Source organism: Paraburkholderia sp. A1RI-2L (genome assembly GCF_048957375.1).
Taxonomy (GTDB): domain Bacteria; phylum Pseudomonadota; class Gammaproteobacteria; order Burkholderiales; family Burkholderiaceae; genus Paraburkholderia.
Genome location: NZ_JARBTA010000003.1, coordinates 883423 through 899236 on the forward strand (window position 1 = coordinate 883423; position 15814 = coordinate 899236).

14 protein-coding genes are annotated in these 15814 nt (G+C 68.9%); 6 read left to right on the forward strand and 8 right to left on the reverse strand.

Features of this window, described 5'->3' with window-relative positions; translation table 11 throughout:
* Positions 1-56: 56 nt before the first annotated feature.
* Genes PWP93_RS27220 through PWP93_RS27235 form a run of 4 tightly spaced genes read right to left on the reverse strand, consistent with a single transcriptional unit; the run spans position 57 to position 3599 of the window.
* Positions 57-647, reverse strand: a complete 591-nt coding sequence (locus tag PWP93_RS27220) for an RBBP9/YdeN family alpha/beta hydrolase (RefSeq protein WP_421027202.1) — start codon at positions 645-647, stop codon at positions 57-59.
* A gap of 2 nt (positions 648-649) precedes the next feature.
* A complete protein-coding gene (locus PWP93_RS27225) occupies positions 650-1705 on the reverse strand; it encodes a 3-keto-5-aminohexanoate cleavage protein (RefSeq protein WP_421027203.1) in 1056 nt (351 codons plus the stop codon).
* A 53-nt stretch (positions 1706-1758) separates the two neighbouring features.
* Complete coding sequence (locus PWP93_RS27230) at positions 1759-2607, reverse strand: TauD/TfdA dioxygenase family protein (protein ID WP_421046781.1); 849 nt, start codon at positions 2605-2607, stop codon at positions 1759-1761.
* A gap of 11 nt (positions 2608-2618) precedes the next feature.
* Entirely contained in the window at positions 2619-3599 is a 981-nt protein-coding gene (locus tag PWP93_RS27235; RefSeq protein ID WP_421027205.1) for a quinone oxidoreductase family protein, read from the reverse strand.
* Positions 3600-3926: 327 nt separating this feature from the next.
* Here PWP93_RS27235 and PWP93_RS27240 point away from each other — a divergent pair, with 327 nt between their 5' ends.
* Both PWP93_RS27240 and PWP93_RS27245 read left to right on the forward strand, forming a co-directional pair.
* On the forward strand, positions 3927-6662 hold the full coding sequence (locus PWP93_RS27240) for a LuxR C-terminal-related transcriptional regulator (protein WP_421046782.1): 2736 nt from the start codon (positions 3927-3929) through the stop codon (positions 6660-6662).
* 201 nt (positions 6663-6863) lie between these two features.
* Positions 6864-7910: an AraC family transcriptional regulator gene (locus PWP93_RS27245; protein WP_421046783.1), complete on the forward strand. Its 1047-nt coding sequence runs from the start codon at positions 6864-6866 to the stop codon at positions 7908-7910.
* Between the two features lie 37 nt (positions 7911-7947).
* Here PWP93_RS27245 and PWP93_RS27250 read toward each other — a convergent pair whose 3' ends face one another.
* From PWP93_RS27250 to PWP93_RS27265, 4 genes are read right to left on the reverse strand one after another with little or no spacing between them, the layout of a single operon-like run.
* The gene (locus PWP93_RS27250; RefSeq protein WP_421027208.1) at positions 7948-8262 is read right to left on the reverse strand and encodes a Rieske (2Fe-2S) protein; all 315 of its coding nucleotides are present in this window, start codon (positions 8260-8262) and stop codon (positions 7948-7950) included.
* Positions 8252-8935: a DsbA family oxidoreductase gene (locus PWP93_RS27255; protein WP_421046784.1), complete on the reverse strand. Its 684-nt coding sequence runs from the start codon at positions 8933-8935 to the stop codon at positions 8252-8254. Before PWP93_RS27255 ends, PWP93_RS27250 begins: the two co-directional genes overlap by 11 nt.
* Before the next feature lie 22 nt (positions 8936-8957).
* Positions 8958-10295 (reverse strand): MFS transporter, encoded by a 1338-nt coding sequence (locus tag PWP93_RS27260; protein WP_421046785.1) that lies wholly within the window; start codon positions 10293-10295, stop codon positions 8958-8960.
* A gap of 40 nt (positions 10296-10335) precedes the next feature.
* Complete coding sequence (locus tag PWP93_RS27265; protein WP_421046786.1) at positions 10336-11220, reverse strand: universal stress protein; 885 nt, start codon at positions 11218-11220, stop codon at positions 10336-10338.
* A gap of 287 nt (positions 11221-11507) precedes the next feature.
* On the opposite strand from PWP93_RS27265, the gene PWP93_RS27270 reads away from it, so the two are divergent.
* From PWP93_RS27270 to PWP93_RS27285, 4 genes are all read left to right on the forward strand, one after another.
* Positions 11508-14252, forward strand: a complete 2745-nt coding sequence (locus PWP93_RS27270; protein ID WP_421046787.1) for a LuxR C-terminal-related transcriptional regulator — start codon at positions 11508-11510, stop codon at positions 14250-14252.
* 75 nt (positions 14253-14327) lie between these two features.
* Positions 14328-14708 carry a DUF2946 domain-containing protein gene (locus PWP93_RS27275; protein WP_421046788.1) on the forward strand — a complete coding sequence of 127 codons (381 nt, stop codon included), beginning with the start codon at positions 14328-14330 and terminating at the stop codon, positions 14706-14708.
* Between the two features lie 152 nt (positions 14709-14860).
* Positions 14861-15238: a copper resistance CopC family protein gene (locus tag PWP93_RS27280; RefSeq protein WP_421046789.1), complete on the forward strand. Its 378-nt coding sequence runs from the start codon at positions 14861-14863 to the stop codon at positions 15236-15238.
* Between the two features lie 139 nt (positions 15239-15377).
* The gene (locus PWP93_RS27285) at positions 15378-15761 is read left to right on the forward strand and encodes a DUF1801 domain-containing protein (protein WP_421046790.1); all 384 of its coding nucleotides are present in this window, start codon (positions 15378-15380) and stop codon (positions 15759-15761) included.
* Positions 15762-15814: the final 53 nt, after the last annotated feature.

Here is a 15814-nt window from a genome sequence, read left to right on the forward strand (position 1 = left end):
GCTTTGACCCGCGCGCGCCTTGCAGCGTAGAGCGCGTGAGCCCATCGATGAATCGGTTACGACACGGGTACGGCCCGCCGCGCGAGCGCGGCGATCAGGTCGTCCGCGCCGGGCCATTCGCCAAACCCGCTGGCCGGGTTCAGGTGACCGACGTTGCCGAGATCGACCACCTCGCTGCGCCACGCGCGCGCAAGTTCGAGCACGCGTTCGTAGCGGGCGAGCGGGTCGTCGTGGCTCGCCGCCACGATGGACGGGAACGGCAGCGGCGCGCGCGGCACCGGCAGCCATCCGCTCGCGTCGAGCGCTTCGAGCGTCGGATAGCCTTCGGGCATCGGCGCCTCGAAGTCGGGCGGCGCCGCCAGCAGCGCCCCCGCGATCGCACGCGGATAGCGCCTCGCCCAATGCGCGACCATCACGCAGCCGCCGCTATGCGCGACGATGATCACGGGCGCGTCGATGCCCGCGACCACGGCTTCGATGGCCTCGACGCGCGCGGCGCAATCGAGGTCGTCGCGGCCCATCGGCGGCACGGCGGCCACAGGGCGGTTCTGCGCGCGCAGGCGCGCTTCGAGCAGGGTCTGCCAGTGCTGCGCGACGTGGTCGCGCAACCCCGGGACGATGACGATGACAGGTTCGGGGCGCGCCATGATCAAGCCGCCGATTTCACGAGGCCCAGACCCGCGGGCTTGTGGTTCGGCAGATAGCCGTTGGCGGCCAGCGTCTCATCGGCGTCCTTGTAGAAGGTGCCGATGCGGTAGATCTCGCGCGCTTCCTTGCCCGACGCGATCTCGCGGCCCAGTTCGTGCGCCACGCGCACGCACTGCTCGATCTGCTCGACCGAGGTCATGCGCTGGCCATGCTGGCCGATGATCGTATCCTCGATGCCGCAGCGCGGGTGCAGGCCCATCGCCATCGCCATCATGTTGAACGGCAGCACGTTCTTGAGCAGCGACTCCGCCGTGAACGTGCAGCCCTGCGGGGCGCGGTGCACGAAGTTGAAGAAGTTGAACGGGTTCGGGCCGTCGAAGCCGCCGCCGATGCCGATCCACGTCAGGTTCACCGGCCCGAGATAGGCGCCCTTGCGGATCAGGCGTTCGAGCGTTTCCAGTGCATGGATGCCGGTCAGCTGGAAATGCGCCTGGATGCCCGACGCATGCAGGCGGCGCAGATGCTCCTCGAGCCACTGCGGGCCGGCCGGCACCGTCATTTCGCTATACGCCGCCTGGAGCGCCGGATTCGCCAGCGAGGTGCCCGCCAGATACTCGGGGTAGAGCAACTCCATGATGTTCATCTGCGTGGTGTTGATCGCCACGGTCACCTGGTCGGGCTTCGGCTCGAGTTCCGCGAGCATGTGGCGCGTGTCGTCCGAGAGCCACTTCGCGGCCTGGCCGTCGTCTTCTGGCGCGAACGAGATCGAGCCGCCCACCTGGATGATCATGTCCGGCACCGCCGCGCGCACGCCGGCAATCAGCTCGTTGAACTTGGACAGGCGCTTGGAGCCCTTGCCGTCCAGTTCGCGCACGTGCAGGTGCAGCACCGTTGCGCCTGCGTTGTAGCAATCCACGGCCTTCTGGATCTGCTCTTCCATGGTGACGGGAATGTCCTCGGGAAAGTCTTCGGGCATCCATTCGGGGCCATACGGCGCAACCGTGATGACGACCTTGTCCATGTTCTCGGGGTGCAGCGAATTGTCGAGAAATTGCATGTCTTCCTCCAGTATTGTGTTTTGCTGTCGTGCGCAGGTCAGGCAGTGGCCAATCAGTACGGCACGTCGCCGATGATCCCCGCGCGCTCCATCTTGCGGTGGCAAGGCGGGTAGTCCATGACCGCGTAATGCTGCGTGCTGCGGTTGTCCCAGATCGCCACGCTGCCCGGCTGCCAGCGCCAGCGCACCTGGTACTCGGGGATGTACGCCTGGCTGATGAGGTACTGGAGCAGGTGTCCTGCGCCCGGGTTGCCGTCCTGGCCGTAGCGCACGCGCGCGGGCGTGTGGTAGTTCACGAAGTGCGTGGTGAAGGCGTTCACGAACAGCACCTTCTCGCCCGTTTCCGGGTGCGTGCGCACGACCGGATGTTCGGCGTCCGGATACTGCGCCTTCAGCGCGAGGCGCTTTTCGATCGGCATCGCCGCGCCGAAGCTTGCCTGGATGCTGTGGCTTGCGCGCAGGTCCGCGATTTGTTCCTTGACGTGCTGCGGCAGGTTCTCGTAGGCGAGCACCATGTTGGCCCACATGGTGTCGCCGCCCACCGGCGGGCATTCCACGCAGTGCAGCACCGCGCCCATCGGCGGCGCGGCGCGCCAGGTGGCGTCGGTGTGCCACGAGTTTTCGTAGCGGTCGTTGGGCTGGTCAGGCGTCTTGTATATCTGCACGAGACCCGGATGATCGGGGTGGCTGCCCGCCACCGGATGACCCTCGAGCTCTCCGAATCGTCTGGCGAAATCCACATGGTCGGCGCGCGTGAGTTGCTGGTCGCGCAGGAACAGCACCTTGTGCTTGAGCAGCGCCGCCTTGATTTCCCCGAACAGCGCGTCGTCGCGCACCGCATCGCCCAGACGCACGCCCACCAGTTCCGCGCCGATCGCGCAGGTCAGTTGCTCGATTCTCATGATGGGCGGCCTCAGATCGTGAAGACGGAAGAACCCGTCGTCTTGCGTGCTTCGATATCGCGGTGCGCCTGCACGGCGTCCTGCAATGCGTAGCGCTGGTTGATCTCGATCTTGATGCGCCCCGCCGCCACGTGGCCGAAGATTTCATCGGCCAGCGCGGTCTTCTCGGCGGGGTCGGCGATGTAGTCGGCCAGCGCGGGGCGCGTGACGTAGAGCGAGCCCTTCATCGCGAGCACCTGCGGTTCGAACGCGGGCGCCTTGCCCGAGGCCGTGCCCACGCAGACCAGCAAGCCACGGCGCTTGAGCGAGTCGAGCGACGCCGCGAAGGTGTCCTGGCCGACGCTGTCGTAGACCACGGAAACGCCCACGCCATCGGTCAGCTCGCGCACGCGCTTCGCAACGTCTTCGCTGCGATAGAGGATCACGTGATCGCAACCGTGCGCGCGGGCCACCGCGGCCTTCTCCTCGTTCGACACCGTGCCGATCACCGTCAGCCCCAGCAGCTTCGCCCACTGGCACAGGATCAGGCCCACGCCGCCCGCCGCCGCGTGCACGAGAATCGTCTCGCCCGCTTGCAGCGGCCAGATGCGGCGCATGAGGTACGCCGAAGTGAGGCCGCGCATGGTCATGGCCGCCGCCGTTTCGCAGGCGATGGCGTCGGGCAGCTTGATGAGCGGCGCGGCCGGAATCAGCCGTTCCGTGCTGTATGCGCCCAGCGTGTTGATAAAGCCGGTGTAGGTGACGCGGTCGCCGGGCGCGACGTTGGTCACGCCCGCGCCCACCGCCTCCACCACGCCCGCGGCTTCCACGCCCATGCCCGCCGGCAGCGGGACGGGATAGAGGCCGCTGCGGAAATACGTATCCGCGAAATTCAGGCCGACCGCTTCGTGCCGCAGCCGCACTTCGCCCGGACCGGGCGCGCCCACGTCGACTTCTTCCCAGCGCATCACTTCCGGTGCGCCGGTCTCGTGGAACCTGATCGCATGTGCCATCTTCTGTCTCCTGGTTGTTCCTGCTTGCTGCTCGTTCCGATCGATAGGCCGCCGCGGCGCTCGTGGTGCAGGCGCACGCACGCGGCTATCGTGACTGAATCCATCGTAGGACGCCGTGGTGCGCCGCGCGCCCTCCTTCCAGGAGGGGGAGCCCGCCTACCCCTGCGAATTTCGCCCGTTTACCGGGTTATCACTGAGGAAATCGCCAGGCGCTCGACGCGCTGTTGCCGCGCTGTTGTCAAATCGTCAGCCAGGGCGCCGCCGTGCATATAATCCTCCGACCGATTCCCGGCATTGCGCGCCGCGCGGCCTATTCCGATTCACCCGATGACCTTTGCGAACCGCGGTGCACCGCCCCCGTTTTCCGAACTCACGCTCAAGACCACGCCACCGCGCGCGCCGCGCCACCTGCTCGCGCGCGAGCGGCTGAACCTCGACAGCGAGCCCTTGCGCAATCAGTCCGCGATCGTCGTGCAGGCGCCGCCCGGCTTCGGCAAAACGCTGTTGCTCGCGCAATGGCGGCGCGAGCATCTCGCGCGCGGCGCCGCCGTCGCGTGGGTGTCCGCCGATGCCCACGACGACCCGCAGCGCTTTTTGCATAGCCTCGTGCTCGCCGTGCGCGTGGGCGGCGCGCAGCCCGCGTTCGGGCACACGCTGCTCGACAGCCCCTTTGCCACGCCCGACGCCAACGAGGGCTTGACCGCCTGGCTCGCCGAAGTCGCGCAGGCCGCGCTCGACCTGGTGCTGATCGTCGATGAAGCGGAGCGGCTCTCGCCGGTCGGCAGCGCGGCGCTGCTTTATCTGCTGCACAACGCGCCCGCGAATTTGCGCATCGTCGTGGCCGCGCGCAGCGGCTTCGAAACCGCCGTCGACGACTTGCGCGCCTATGGGCAATGCGTCTGCCTCGGCCCCGAGGCGCTGCGCTTTCGCCTCGACGAAACGCTCGCGCTCGTGCGCCGGCGCTTTGGCGAGCGCGTGGACACCGACAGCTGCGCACGCCTGCACGAGATCACCGACGGCTGGCCGCTCGGCCTGCAGCTCGCGCTCGCCGCGATGGAAAAGAGCGGCGACCCGCGCGGCGTCATCGACGCGATGCAGGGGCAGCCCGGCGTCGAAGGCGAGCATCTGGTGAGCAGCCTGCTCGCGCGGCTCGCCCCCGAGGACCTCGCGTTCCTCACGCGGCTCGCGCTCGTCGACATGCTGCATCCCGACCTGTGCCGCGCGCTGCTCGACAGCCCCGACGCCCCGGCACAATTCGCACGGCTCATGCGCGATACGCCCATCTTCATGGCCAGCGACGGCAGCGACTGGTGCCGCCTGCACACGCTCGCGCGCGCGGCGCTTGGCGCGCGTCTGGCCGAACTGCCGCCCGACGAGCGCGCCGGCCTGCACCGGCGCGCGATGCAGTGGCTCGCCGAGCACGGCATCCACGAAGAAGCGGCGCGCCACGCGCATGCCGCCGGCGAGCGCGAAGTGGCCTACGAACTCGCGGGGCGCTCGCTCTACGGCGCGGTCATGCAGGGGCGCCTCGCCGCCGCGCTCGACTGGCTCGAACTGCTGCCCGCCGACGAGCTCGACCGCCAGCCCGACCTGCGCCTCGCGGCGGCCTGGGCGCTCGCGCTCAGCGAGCGCCACGCCGAGGCGAGGCAACTCGTGGCGCCGATGGCCGAAGCGCACGATTGCACGCCCGAGCGGCGCTACGAATGCGCGCTCATCCTGAGCATCGCGGCCTATTACGCCGACGAGCCCGACCGCTTCCTCGCGCTGCTTGCACCGTGGCGCGAGCCGCCGCCGCTCGCCGAGCCGCGCCGGCTCCAGACGCACGCGAACCGCCTCGCGCTGGCGGAGCTGCTGCAGGGCGAACCCGCCAACGCGCGCCGCCATCTGCAACTCGCGCCGCGCGGCGACTTCGGCAAGGCGCACCGCTACGCCGCCTACTGGGGCGAGTTCATGTGCGGCCTGAGCTATCTGAACGAAGGCCAGGCCGTGCTCGCCGAAACGGTGCTGCGCCGCGCGCTCACGAGCGCCGAAACCGAACTGGACCGCCGCCATCCGCTGCCGTGCATGCTCGCGGCGGTGCTCGCGGCTGCGCTCTTCGAGCGCGACTTCGTGGACGAAGCCGATGCGCTGCTCGCGAACCGGCTCGACGTGCTCGAACGCTCCGGCACCGCCGAGACCTCGCTGATCGCCTATGTCTGCGCGGCGCGCGTGGCGCAGGCCCAGGGCGCGGAGCGGCGCGCGCTCGACCTGCTCGATGCGATGCACGCCGCCGGCACCGCTCGCGGGTTGCCGCGTCTGTCCATCGCGAGCCTCGCGGAGCGCGTGCGGATCTACGCCGGACGTATCCACGCCGGACGTGGAAACGCCGAAACCTGCCGCGCGTTGAGCGCCCAGCTCGACGCGCTCGTCGAACAATCGCAAACCGCCGAACCCACGTGGCGCGGCCCGCTCTGGCGCCGCGACGTGGCCCGACGCCAGGCCATGGCGCGTGCATACACGGCGCTGGCCCAGCAGGACTGGCCGCGCGCGCTCGAGTGTCTGGGCCGCGCGCAAACGCTCGCCGACGCGATGAAGCTCGGGCGCGAGCGCATCGAGATCATGGGGCTGCGCGCACTCGCGACCCGGGGCAACGGCGAGGACGGCTTGCCGCTGCTGCACGAGGCGATCGGCCTGACCGGCACCTATGGCCTCGTGCGCGTGCTCGCCCAGGCACATCCGGCGCTGGCCGACTGGATCCACGAAGTCGCAACGCAAGGCAGCGGCGAGCCCCTCACGCTCGCCGCGACGACGCTCGCGCCCACGACCCAGCCCGGCGGCGCGCCCCGCCGCGCGCAAGCCGCGCCGCGCGCAATGCCGAGCACGGTGCTCACGCCCAAGGAGCGCGAGGTGCTCGAACTGCTCGCGCGCAATCTCTCCAACAAGGAGATCGCGCAGGCAATCGGCGTGGGCGAAGTCACCGCCAAGTGGCATGTAAAGAACCTGTTCGGCAAGCTGAGCGCGAGTTCGCGCAAGCATGCGGTGCTGCGCGCCCAACTGCTGGGGTTGCTGGAAAGCGGCGAGTGAAACGATCGAGGCGAACCCGTCACAGCGCCGGCCTGGAACCCCATTGTGTGAATTGCACCTCGCGCGTGCTTGATCCTGCACGCCACGGCCTGACGCGCGACGACATGCGCACGCTCATGGTTATTCCGCACAGACGAAGCGTATGTGCGCCGCTACGCTCGGCAAGTTCCGCCGTGTTGCGTCCGTTTTTCTTGTGATCCCATGCCCATCCTGGTTCGCAGCGCCTCCCTCACCAAGTATTCGGAAATTGCCCATCATGCGGGCATCGATCCGGTGCGTGCGCTGCGCGAAGCGGGGCTCGATCTGTCGTGCCTCACGACGCCGGACCTGCGCATTCCCGAGGCCAGCCTCGCACGCGTGTTCGAAGTCTCGCTCGCGGGCTGCGCCGGGCGCGCCGAGTCCCGCACGCTTGGCGCGCGCATTGGCGAAGCGTGGCGGCTCTCCGACTTCGGCTCGCTCAGTCTCTTGTTGCAGCATCAGCCCACGCTGCGCGAGGCGCTCGCGCGCGTCGAGCCCTACCGGCATCTGCTGAGCGATTCGGTATCGGTTCAGCTGGAGGAAATCGACGACACCGCGGTGCTGCACGTTGCGCTCGTGACCGCGCGCCCCGATCCGGGGCCGGAGATCGTCGAATTGACCGTAGGCGCGGTGCTGAGTCTCGTGCGCGCCATGCTCGGCGCGCAGTATGCGCCACGCGCCGTGCATTTCTCGCACGCCGCTCCCGCGCGGCTCGAAGTGCACCGGCGTTTCTTCGGATCACGAATCGAATTTGACAGCGAGTTCGACGGCATCGTGCTGGCCCGCCAGGATCTCGACCGTGCGAGGCCGCTCGCCGACGCCTCGCTCGCGCGATATGCACAGGAGCTGCTCGATTTGCAGCCCCGCTATGGCGAGGCATCGCTCGCCGACAACGTGCGCCGCGCAATCCATCTGCTGCTGCCGCGCGGCGCCGGCACGATCGAGCCCGTGAGCGAGCGCCTCGGCCTCTCGACGCGCACGCTGCAGCGCCAGCTCGAACAGCGTGGCGAGCGGTTCTCGTCGCTCGTGAACGAGGTGCGCGCGTCGCTGGCGGCGCGATATCTGGCGCAGCCGCGCCATTCGGTATCCGATATCAGCGACCGGCTGGGGTTTTCCGAACCCAGCGCATTTTCGCGCTGGTTTAGTGCGGAATTCGGGCAGCCGCCGAGCCGCTGGCGCGCGGCGAATTTCGGCGCGCGCCAGCAAAAGCCGCAAGGCGACCGGCACTGAGCGCTCCGGGCCGCCGCGCGCCAGCGGCGCATTTCGCTCAGGCCTGCTCGACCTCGACCATCAGCTTCCCGTCAACCGTCCTCACCGGCAGCACGCCCAGACACAATCCCCCCGCCCCCGGCATGCAACCCGTGCGCAGATCAAAGCGCAATCCGTGCGCGGGGCAGGTGATCAGACTGCCTTCGAGATGCCCGCTGGCCATCGATGCACCGTTGTGCGGGCAACTATTCTCGATAGCATGCAGACTGCCTTCCACATTGAAGACCACCACGCTGCGCCCATCGATGAAAGCGAGCTTGCGCTGCCCGGGCGCCAGGCTATCCGCCGCGCCGATGTCGACTTCACGCTTCATGATCGTGCGCCTGAGTCAGATCCGCCGCGTGCAGCATCGCCTCGATCAACACTTGTGGCGGCTGCGCGCCGCTGAGCGTATAGCGCCCGTCGAACACGAAATAAGGCACGCCATCGACGCGGTTCGTCGCGCCGTGCGCACGCGACTGCGATGCCGATGCCGCATCGTCCACCCCGCATTCGCGTGCGATGCGCGAGAGCGTGGCCGCATCGCCGATGTCCTCGCCCTCGATGAAATACGCGGTAAAGAGACGCTCGATGAGCTCAGCGTGGGTGCCGCGATAGCGTCCCCCGCCTAATTCAGTTGTGTGCGCAACCAGTTTATGAGCCGCCGCCGTGTTCGGCAACACGCGAATGCGCTCGAACGCGAGCTCGACGCCCGCAGCGCGCGCGGCCTGGCGAACCTGCGCGCGCCGCTGCGCGACGGCCTGCGCGCTGCCGAGACGCGCCAGATAGAACGCCTCGTAAGGCAGGCCGCCCACCGGCGTATGCGGCAGCAGCTCGACCGAGTGCCACGCGACCTGCACGCTCACATGCGGCCAGCGCGCCTCGAGCGCCGCGATCGCGGCTTCGAGATTGCGCTTGCCAATCAGGCACCACGGACAAACGAAGTCGAAATAAAAGTCGATGTGCAGCACCCGGTTGGGCGCTGCGGGAGAAAGCGGTTGAGTCATCGATACAGGCTCCACGGCAGAATCATTGAGGTGCGCGCGCCGGATGGCGGCTGCGCACGGCTTGCAGCCCCGCGTCATAGCGCCGCTTGCCGAGCACGAACGCGAAGGCCGCCACCAGCGCCACGAGCGGCGCGACCTGCAAGGCGCCGAGCAGGCCGATGCGGTCCGCGATAAAGCCGACGACGAGCGGCCCTGGCGCAAGCCCGACCAGGTTGTTCACGAGCGTGAGCGTGGCGAACGCGGGCGAATGGATCGACTCGTGCGTGAGATTGGCGACCATCGCGCCAGCCGGCCCCGAGGTGCCGGCCACGACGAAGATGCCCGCGCCGAGCAGGACCAGTTGCAGCGGGCCCGGGCTCAGATGAAAGCCGCCGCCTAGCAGCGCGAACGACAGCAGCGAAAATGCGATCGCCATCGTCCACTTGCGCTCGGGCGCGTGCCGGCTCACGCGATCGGTGACCACGCCGCACACGATCATGCCCGTCCCGCCGAGCAGCACGAACACGGCAGCAGCCACCGCCGCACGGTCGGGCGGCAGGCCGTAATAGCGGTTCAGGAAGCTCGGCAGCCAGGCAATCACGGCACCCATGATGAAAAGCTGCAGGGCACTGCCGAGATAGGCGCAATTCACCGAGACCGTGGAGAAGAGTCCCGCCAGCACGCTGCGCAGGCTGGGCCGCCGGGCTTCCCCGGCTTCGCGCATCGCGCCCTGAACGGGGATCTGCGCGCCGCGGTTGCGCGCGATGCGCGCTTCGGTGACGACGAGGCGAAAAGCGAGCACGAGCACGAAGCCGAGGCCCGCCATCATGCCGAACGCGGCGCGCCAGCCCAGATGCACCGCGAGCACGCCGCCCGCCGCCATGCCCAGCACCGAGCCGAACGCGCCGCCGGCCATGAACGCGCCGGTGAGCGTCGAGCGCAGGCGCGCCGGAAAGATGCTGATGATCAGCGCAACGCCGACGCTCCCATACGCCGCCTCGCCCACCCCGACGAAGGCGCGCGCCAGCAGCATCTGCCCATAGCTGGCCGCGGCGGCGCAGCCGAGCGTGGCGAAGCTCCAGAGCCCCGCCATCAGCACGATGCTGCGCACGCGGCCCCAGCGGTCGGCGACCACGGAAAGCGGAAACGTCAGCACGCCGACCATCAGCGCGACGATGCTGCTCAACGAGCCCAGACGCGTATCGGAGAGCCCCCATGTGGCCTTGAGGAGCGGAAAGACCGCATTGAGCACCTGGCGCGACATGTAGTCGGACAGCAGCAGCGCGAAGGTCAGCGCGAACACGACCCACGCATAGACGCGCGGGGATGAATCGGCGGCGCCTTGCTCGGGCGCGCCGGCCTCGATGGGATGCGTATGCAACTTTGTCTCCTGCAATATTCGTTTTTTCTGTCGCGGCGGTTTATGACGTGGCGCTGGCGACGTCGATGCTGCCGATAGCGAAAGCCGCCTCCAGATCGCGCCAGTCGTCTTCGCGCAGATAACGCTGCGCGGCCGGCACGATCACGCCTTCCTTGCGGCCGAAGTATTCCCAGACGAACTGGGCATAGCCGCGCAGGGCCGCTTCGACGTTCGCGGCCCCGGCGGCGACGGCGCGCTCGAGCTCCGCGAACAGGGTCGCGCCGCGCTGGTGCTGCCGCTCGAGTTCGCCAAGCTCGGCGTCGACCACGCTCGTGCGGCCGCTCAGCAGCGATGAAAGCCGGCACGCATCGCCGGTGCCGAGACGCGGGATCCGCAGGGCATCGAGCCCGCGAAGATCCAGCCCGGGATGGGCCAGCCCGAGATGGGCCAGCCCGAGATGGGCCAGCCGCTCGCACAACGCGCCGGCGGTCGCGCGATGGAGGCGATAGAGCGCCGCCACCACGCGCACCACCGCCGGAGCGCGCCGCACGACGCAATGGAGCACCGGCACCTCCGACGCGGCGGTGGCCTGCGACGCCACGCAAATGAGATCGCAGCCCCGCGCGCTCGCGGTGCTCGCAAGCTGCGCCGCGGGGCTGGCCCATTTCGGGCCGGCGACGCGCATCGACTCGCAGGGCACGCCCAGCGCGCGCGCGGCCGCCTCGGCCTTCACGATGAGCATCTCCCGCACGCAGTCGTCGAAGCGACGCCCGGCCGCCAGCCGCTCGCCGTCCTGCTGCGCTGGCGCCGGCGAATCTGCCCGATAAGCGAGCGGGTAAGCGAACGTGATGCGCGCGCCGACCGAACGCGCCAACGCAACCGCTTGAGCCACCGTGTCGATGCCGGCATCGGAATCATCCACGGGAACGAGAAAATGACGATACATGGGTTCCCACTCACACAAATCCGGAGGGCGCGGCAGGCGGGCCTCATTCGAGCCGCACCGCTTCCTTCATGAAAACGATGATAGTGGCGCGGCGCGCAAACGCCCCCCTCGGCACGGAGGGGCTGGCAGATGCGAGCGGGCTCGAAGCGGTGGGCTAAATGCACGACGGCACAAGAGGGGCTTGACGCAGCCCGCCTGTCCAGCCGATGCTTTCGTGTCTCACCTATGTCGCACCCCACGCCCGCCAGCCCGCAAAAGCTGCCAGGCCGATTCGACCCCGCCTCCAGATGCCTTCCTCAGTGTCCCCTTCCGCGCCGTCTTCCGTGTCCTCCCCAGCCTCGAGCACTCCGGACGCCGGGCGCGCCGCCAGCGAGTTCGTCCTGAAGACCGTCGCGCCGCGCGAGCCCGCGCACCTGTTCACGCGCGCGCGGCTGAGCGCAGCGAACGCGGGCTTGCGCGCGTGCCAGGCGGTGCTCGTGCAGGCGCCCGCGGGGTTCGGCAAGACCTCGCTGCTGGCGCTCTGGCGGCGCGAATACCTCTCCCAGGGCACCGCCGTCGCGTGGTTTTCCGCCGATGAGCGCGACGAGGCGCAGCGTCTCGTGCCCGGGCTCGTGCAGGCGGTGCGCACGGCCTGCGCGCGCCCGGCGTTCGCGCGCCATCTGACCGATGGCGCAGCGGGCGCCGCTCACGAGCTGGAAAGCGTGACGGCCTGGCTCGCGGAAGTGGCGCAGCTCGCGTTCGAGCTGGTGCTGATCGTCGACGAAGCGGAACGGCTGCCCGCCTCCGGCGTGCGCGCGCTCGTCTATATCCTGCACAACGCGCCGCCGAATCTGCGCACTGCGGTGGCGGCACGGCACGGCCTGGACGCGCCGCTCGCCGATCTGCTCGCCTACGGCCAGTGCGCGCGCGTGGACGCCGACGCGCTGCGTCTGCGCATCGACGAAACCATCGCGCTCGCGGCCGCGCGCTTCGGCGAGCGCATGGACGCCGACGCCGGCGCGCGGCTCTTCGAGCTCTGCGAGGGCTGGCCGCTGGGCCTGCAACTGGCGCTGGCCGCGATGGAGCGCGCGAGCGACCCGCGCCAGATCGTCGAGCCGCTGGAGGGTGCGTCCGGCGAGTTGCGCGAGCGTCTGCTGCAGGCGCTGATCGCCCGGCTCGCGCCCGCCGACGTCGACTTTCTCACGCGCATCAGCGTGGTCGACACGCTCCATCCCGCGCTCTGCGTCGCGCTGACCGGCGAGCCGGAGGCGGCCGGGCAACTCGCGCGGCTCGCGCGCGATACGCCGATGTTCACGGCCGCAGACGGCAATGAATGGCTCCAGCTCCATGCGCTCGTGCGCGACGTGCTGCGCGCGCGGCTTGCGCAATGGCCGACGCCGCAGCAAACGGAATTGCACGCGCGCGCCGCCACGTGGCTCGCGGCACAAGGCATGGCCGAGCCGGCCGCGCGCCACGCGCATGCGGCGGGACAGCACCGGCTGGCGTTCGAGCTGGCCGAGCGCAGCCTGCTGGACGCGGTGCGCCAGGGCCATCTGCCCGCCATGCTGAAGTGGCTCGAACTGCTGCCCGAGGCGGAGCTCGAAGCGCGCCCGCGCCTGCGTCTTGCGGCAGCCTGGGCGCTCGCGCTCGGCGAGCGCCATCCCGAGGCCGCGCGGCAGATCGAACGCGTGCTCGCGGGGCCGGACGCCGCCAACGACGCCGAACTGCGCTACGAATGCGCGCTGATCCTGAGCGCCGCCGCCGTGTTCGCCGACGACATCGACCGCTGTGTCGCCCTGTTCGAGCCGTGGGTGAACGCCGCGCCCAGCACGCATCCATGGCTCGCGCAGATGCACGCGAACCGGCTGGGCGCGCGCGCGCTCGCGCTGGGCGAGCCCGCCCAGGCGCGGCAGTTCCAGCAGCGCGTGCCGGTGCCGGCGCAAAACTCCGCGCAGACGAGCTACGTCGGGCGTTGGGGCACGTTCGTGGTCGGCTTCAGCTACTTTCACGAAGGCCAGCTTCAACTGGCGGAAACCGTGCTGATGCCGGCGCTCGCCAGCGCCGACGCGGATCTCGGCCGCCGCCATCCGCTCAGTTGCATGCTGGCCGCGCTCTGCGCGACGCTCGCCTACGAAGCCGACCGGATCGAAGAAGCCGCCGCGCTGCTGGCCAACCGGCTCGATGTGCTGGAGCGCAGCGGCACGCCGGACACCGTGATGCTCGCCTGGCGCACCGCGGCGCGCGTGGCGGTGGCGCGCGGTGCCGAGCACCGTGCGCTCGACCTGCTCGAATCGCTGCATGCGCTCGGCGTGACGCGACGGCTGCCGCGCCTGTCGATGGCGAGCCTCGCCGAGCAGGTGCGCATGCACGCGAACTGCTACCGCGTGCAGACTTGCGAAGCGCTCGTGCAGCGCATCGATGAACTCGCGCTCGAAAACGCCACAGCGCAACGGCCGCTATGGCGTCGTCACGTCCTGCTGATGCAGGCGCACGCCCACGCGAGCGCCGCCATCGCCGCGCGCCGCTGGCAGCAGGCGCTCGACGCGCTCGGCGAAGCCGCGCAGCTTGCGGACGCCATGAAGCGCCGCTGCGAAAGCATCGAAATCATGGCGCTGCGCGCCTACGTGCTGGAGCAAACCGGCGCGGACGGCCGCGCGCTGCTGCTCGAAGCCGTGGACCTCGCACAGACGTTCCATCTGTCCCGCACACTTTCCGATCTGCACCCGGCTGTGGCCGACTGGGCACGGCGCACGCTCGAAACATCGCCGGGCGCGCCCGCGCACAACCCCAACCCGATCGCAGCACCGCGCGTGATCCGCGCTGCACCGCAAACGCGTGCCGTGTCGGGCGTCATCCTCACCCCCAAGGAGCGCGAAATCCTCGAACTGCTCGCCCGCGCGCTCTCGAACAAGGAAATCGCGCTCGCACTGGGCGTGGGCGAAGTCACCGTGAAGTGGCATCTAAAAAATCTGTTCGGCAAGCTCGACGCGAGCTCGCGCAAGCACGCCGTGCGCCGCGCGCTCATGCTCGGGCTGCTCGAAGCGGCGGAGTAGCGGAGGCGTGCAAGTTGCGCATGGCATAATCACGCGGTTTTCCACCGCTGTTTCCCCGCTGTTTCCTGTTACGCCGTGCGCCGTTTCCACCTCAAGCTGGTCAGTTTATTAGGGACGCTTGCAATCCTGATGACCACGCTCGCGCCGGTGATTTCGCATTTGCTGGCAGCGCAGGCTGCGCAGATGTCCTCGATGAGCGGGCATTGCGACATGCCGTCCATGCGCGCCGCGCAGAGCGCGCACGGCGATGCTATCCACGCGCATGTCGCCCCCGGCGATCCGCTGGATTGCGGCTATTGCAACCTGCTCGCTCATTTGCCGGCTGCGCCTGGCGTGCCGGTGTCGCTCATGCTCGCCACGCGCCTCGTGAATGCGCGCGTTTGCGCGCGCTTCGAGCGCCTCGCGCGCGCCGAGCCGCACACCCTCGCGCTCGCGCGCGCCCCGCCTTCCGCCTGAGCCGATCGCAGCCGCCTTTGCGGCTTCATGCAGCAACATGCACAGCAACTTGCCGGAGGTGTCGCAGCGCGCATCGAACGCCTTGCGCGCAGCGACCCACAGCATCGGCATACCGCTCTACCTGTACCCGTAGTTATTCTCAGGACTCCATCATGCTGAAACTCAGCACGCATTCCCGTTCCTTGCGCCTCGCAATGGGTGCGCTCGCACTCGCCGGCGCACAACTGACCTGGGCGCACGCGCATCCGACCCACCAACAGCCGCTCGCCGGCTCGACCGTGACGACGGCGCAAAACACCGTCGTGATCGACTTCGACGATGCGCTCGAACCGGCCTTCAGTTCGATCGACGTCACCGATGCAGCGGGCAAGTCGGTGGTCCACGGCAAGTCCGCCGTCGATCCGGCCAACGGCAAGCGCATGTCGGTGGCGCTCGACGCGCTCGCCGCAGGCAAGTACACGGTCAAGTGGGTCGCCGTGGCCGCCGACGGCCATCGCACCACCGGCCACTACGGCTTCACCGCGAAGTAAAACACGGACGTGAGGCGCAGAAGTAGCGCCCACAATGCGGGCATTCGCGCCACGCCGGATAATGGCGCGACTGCCCGCAGCCGCCTCCCCAGGGACCACTTCGGGTTCCTTGAGTCTGACCGTGCCACAGGGAGCGACCATGACCCCATCCGAACAAATCGACGCATTGATCGCTAGCATCACCGACTGGCGCGGTGCGACCTTCGCCGCCGTGCGCCGCGCCATTCTCGAAGCGGACAAGGAAATCGTCGAGGAATGGAAGTGGATGGGCAGCCCGGTGTGGTACCGCGACGGCATCCTCGCGGTCGCCAATGCGCATAAGGGCAAGGTGAAGCTCACGTTCCAGTACGGCGCGAGCCTGCCCGATCCCGACAAGCTGTTCAACGCGGGGCTCGATGGCAACGCGCGGCGCGCGATCGACTTCTTCGAAGGCGACAAGGTCGATGCGCGCGCATTGAAAGCGCTTATTCGCGCGGCAATCGAATTTAATCAAATCAAGAAGACGAAGAAGAAGACCGGCTAGGGCCTTTTCAAGGTAAACCAGACGTGTCTTCGCCATCTTCGCAACTGCAACAA

Bases quoted from the DNA above. Each gene is read 5' to 3' on its own strand.
- PWP93_RS27250 (WP_421027208.1), bottom strand. From the start codon at position 8,262: ATGAAGCGTGAAGTCGACATCGGCGCGGCGGATAGCCTGGCGCCCGGG.
- PWP93_RS27245 (WP_421046783.1), top strand. From the start codon at position 6,864: ATGCCCATCCTGGTTCGCAGCGCCTCCCTCACCAAGTATTCGGAAATT.
- PWP93_RS27230 (WP_421046781.1), bottom strand. From the start codon at position 2,607: ATGAGAATCGAGCAACTGACCTGCGCGATCGGCGCGGAACTGGTGGGC.
- PWP93_RS27235 (WP_421027205.1), bottom strand. From the start codon at position 3,599: ATGGCACATGCGATCAGGTTCCACGAGACCGGCGCACCGGAAGTGATG.
- PWP93_RS27265 (WP_421046786.1), bottom strand. From the start codon at position 11,220: ATGTATCGTCATTTTCTCGTTCCCGTGGATGATTCCGATGCCGGCATC.
- PWP93_RS27225 (WP_421027203.1), bottom strand. From the start codon at position 1,705: ATGCAATTTCTCGACAATTCGCTGCACCCCGAGAACATGGACAAGGTC.
- PWP93_RS27280 (WP_421046789.1), top strand. From the start codon at position 14,861: ATGCTGAAACTCAGCACGCATTCCCGTTCCTTGCGCCTCGCAATGGGT.
- PWP93_RS27220 (WP_421027202.1), bottom strand. From the start codon at position 647: ATGGCGCGCCCCGAACCTGTCATCGTCATCGTCCCGGGGTTGCGCGAC.
- PWP93_RS27255 (WP_421046784.1), bottom strand. From the start codon at position 8,935: ATGACTCAACCGCTTTCTCCCGCAGCGCCCAACCGGGTGCTGCACATC.
- PWP93_RS27240 (WP_421046782.1), top strand. From the start codon at position 3,927: ATGACCTTTGCGAACCGCGGTGCACCGCCCCCGTTTTCCGAACTCACG.
- PWP93_RS27270 (WP_421046787.1), top strand. From the start codon at position 11,508: ATGCCTTCCTCAGTGTCCCCTTCCGCGCCGTCTTCCGTGTCCTCCCCA.
- PWP93_RS27285 (WP_421046790.1), top strand. From the start codon at position 15,378: ATGACCCCATCCGAACAAATCGACGCATTGATCGCTAGCATCACCGAC.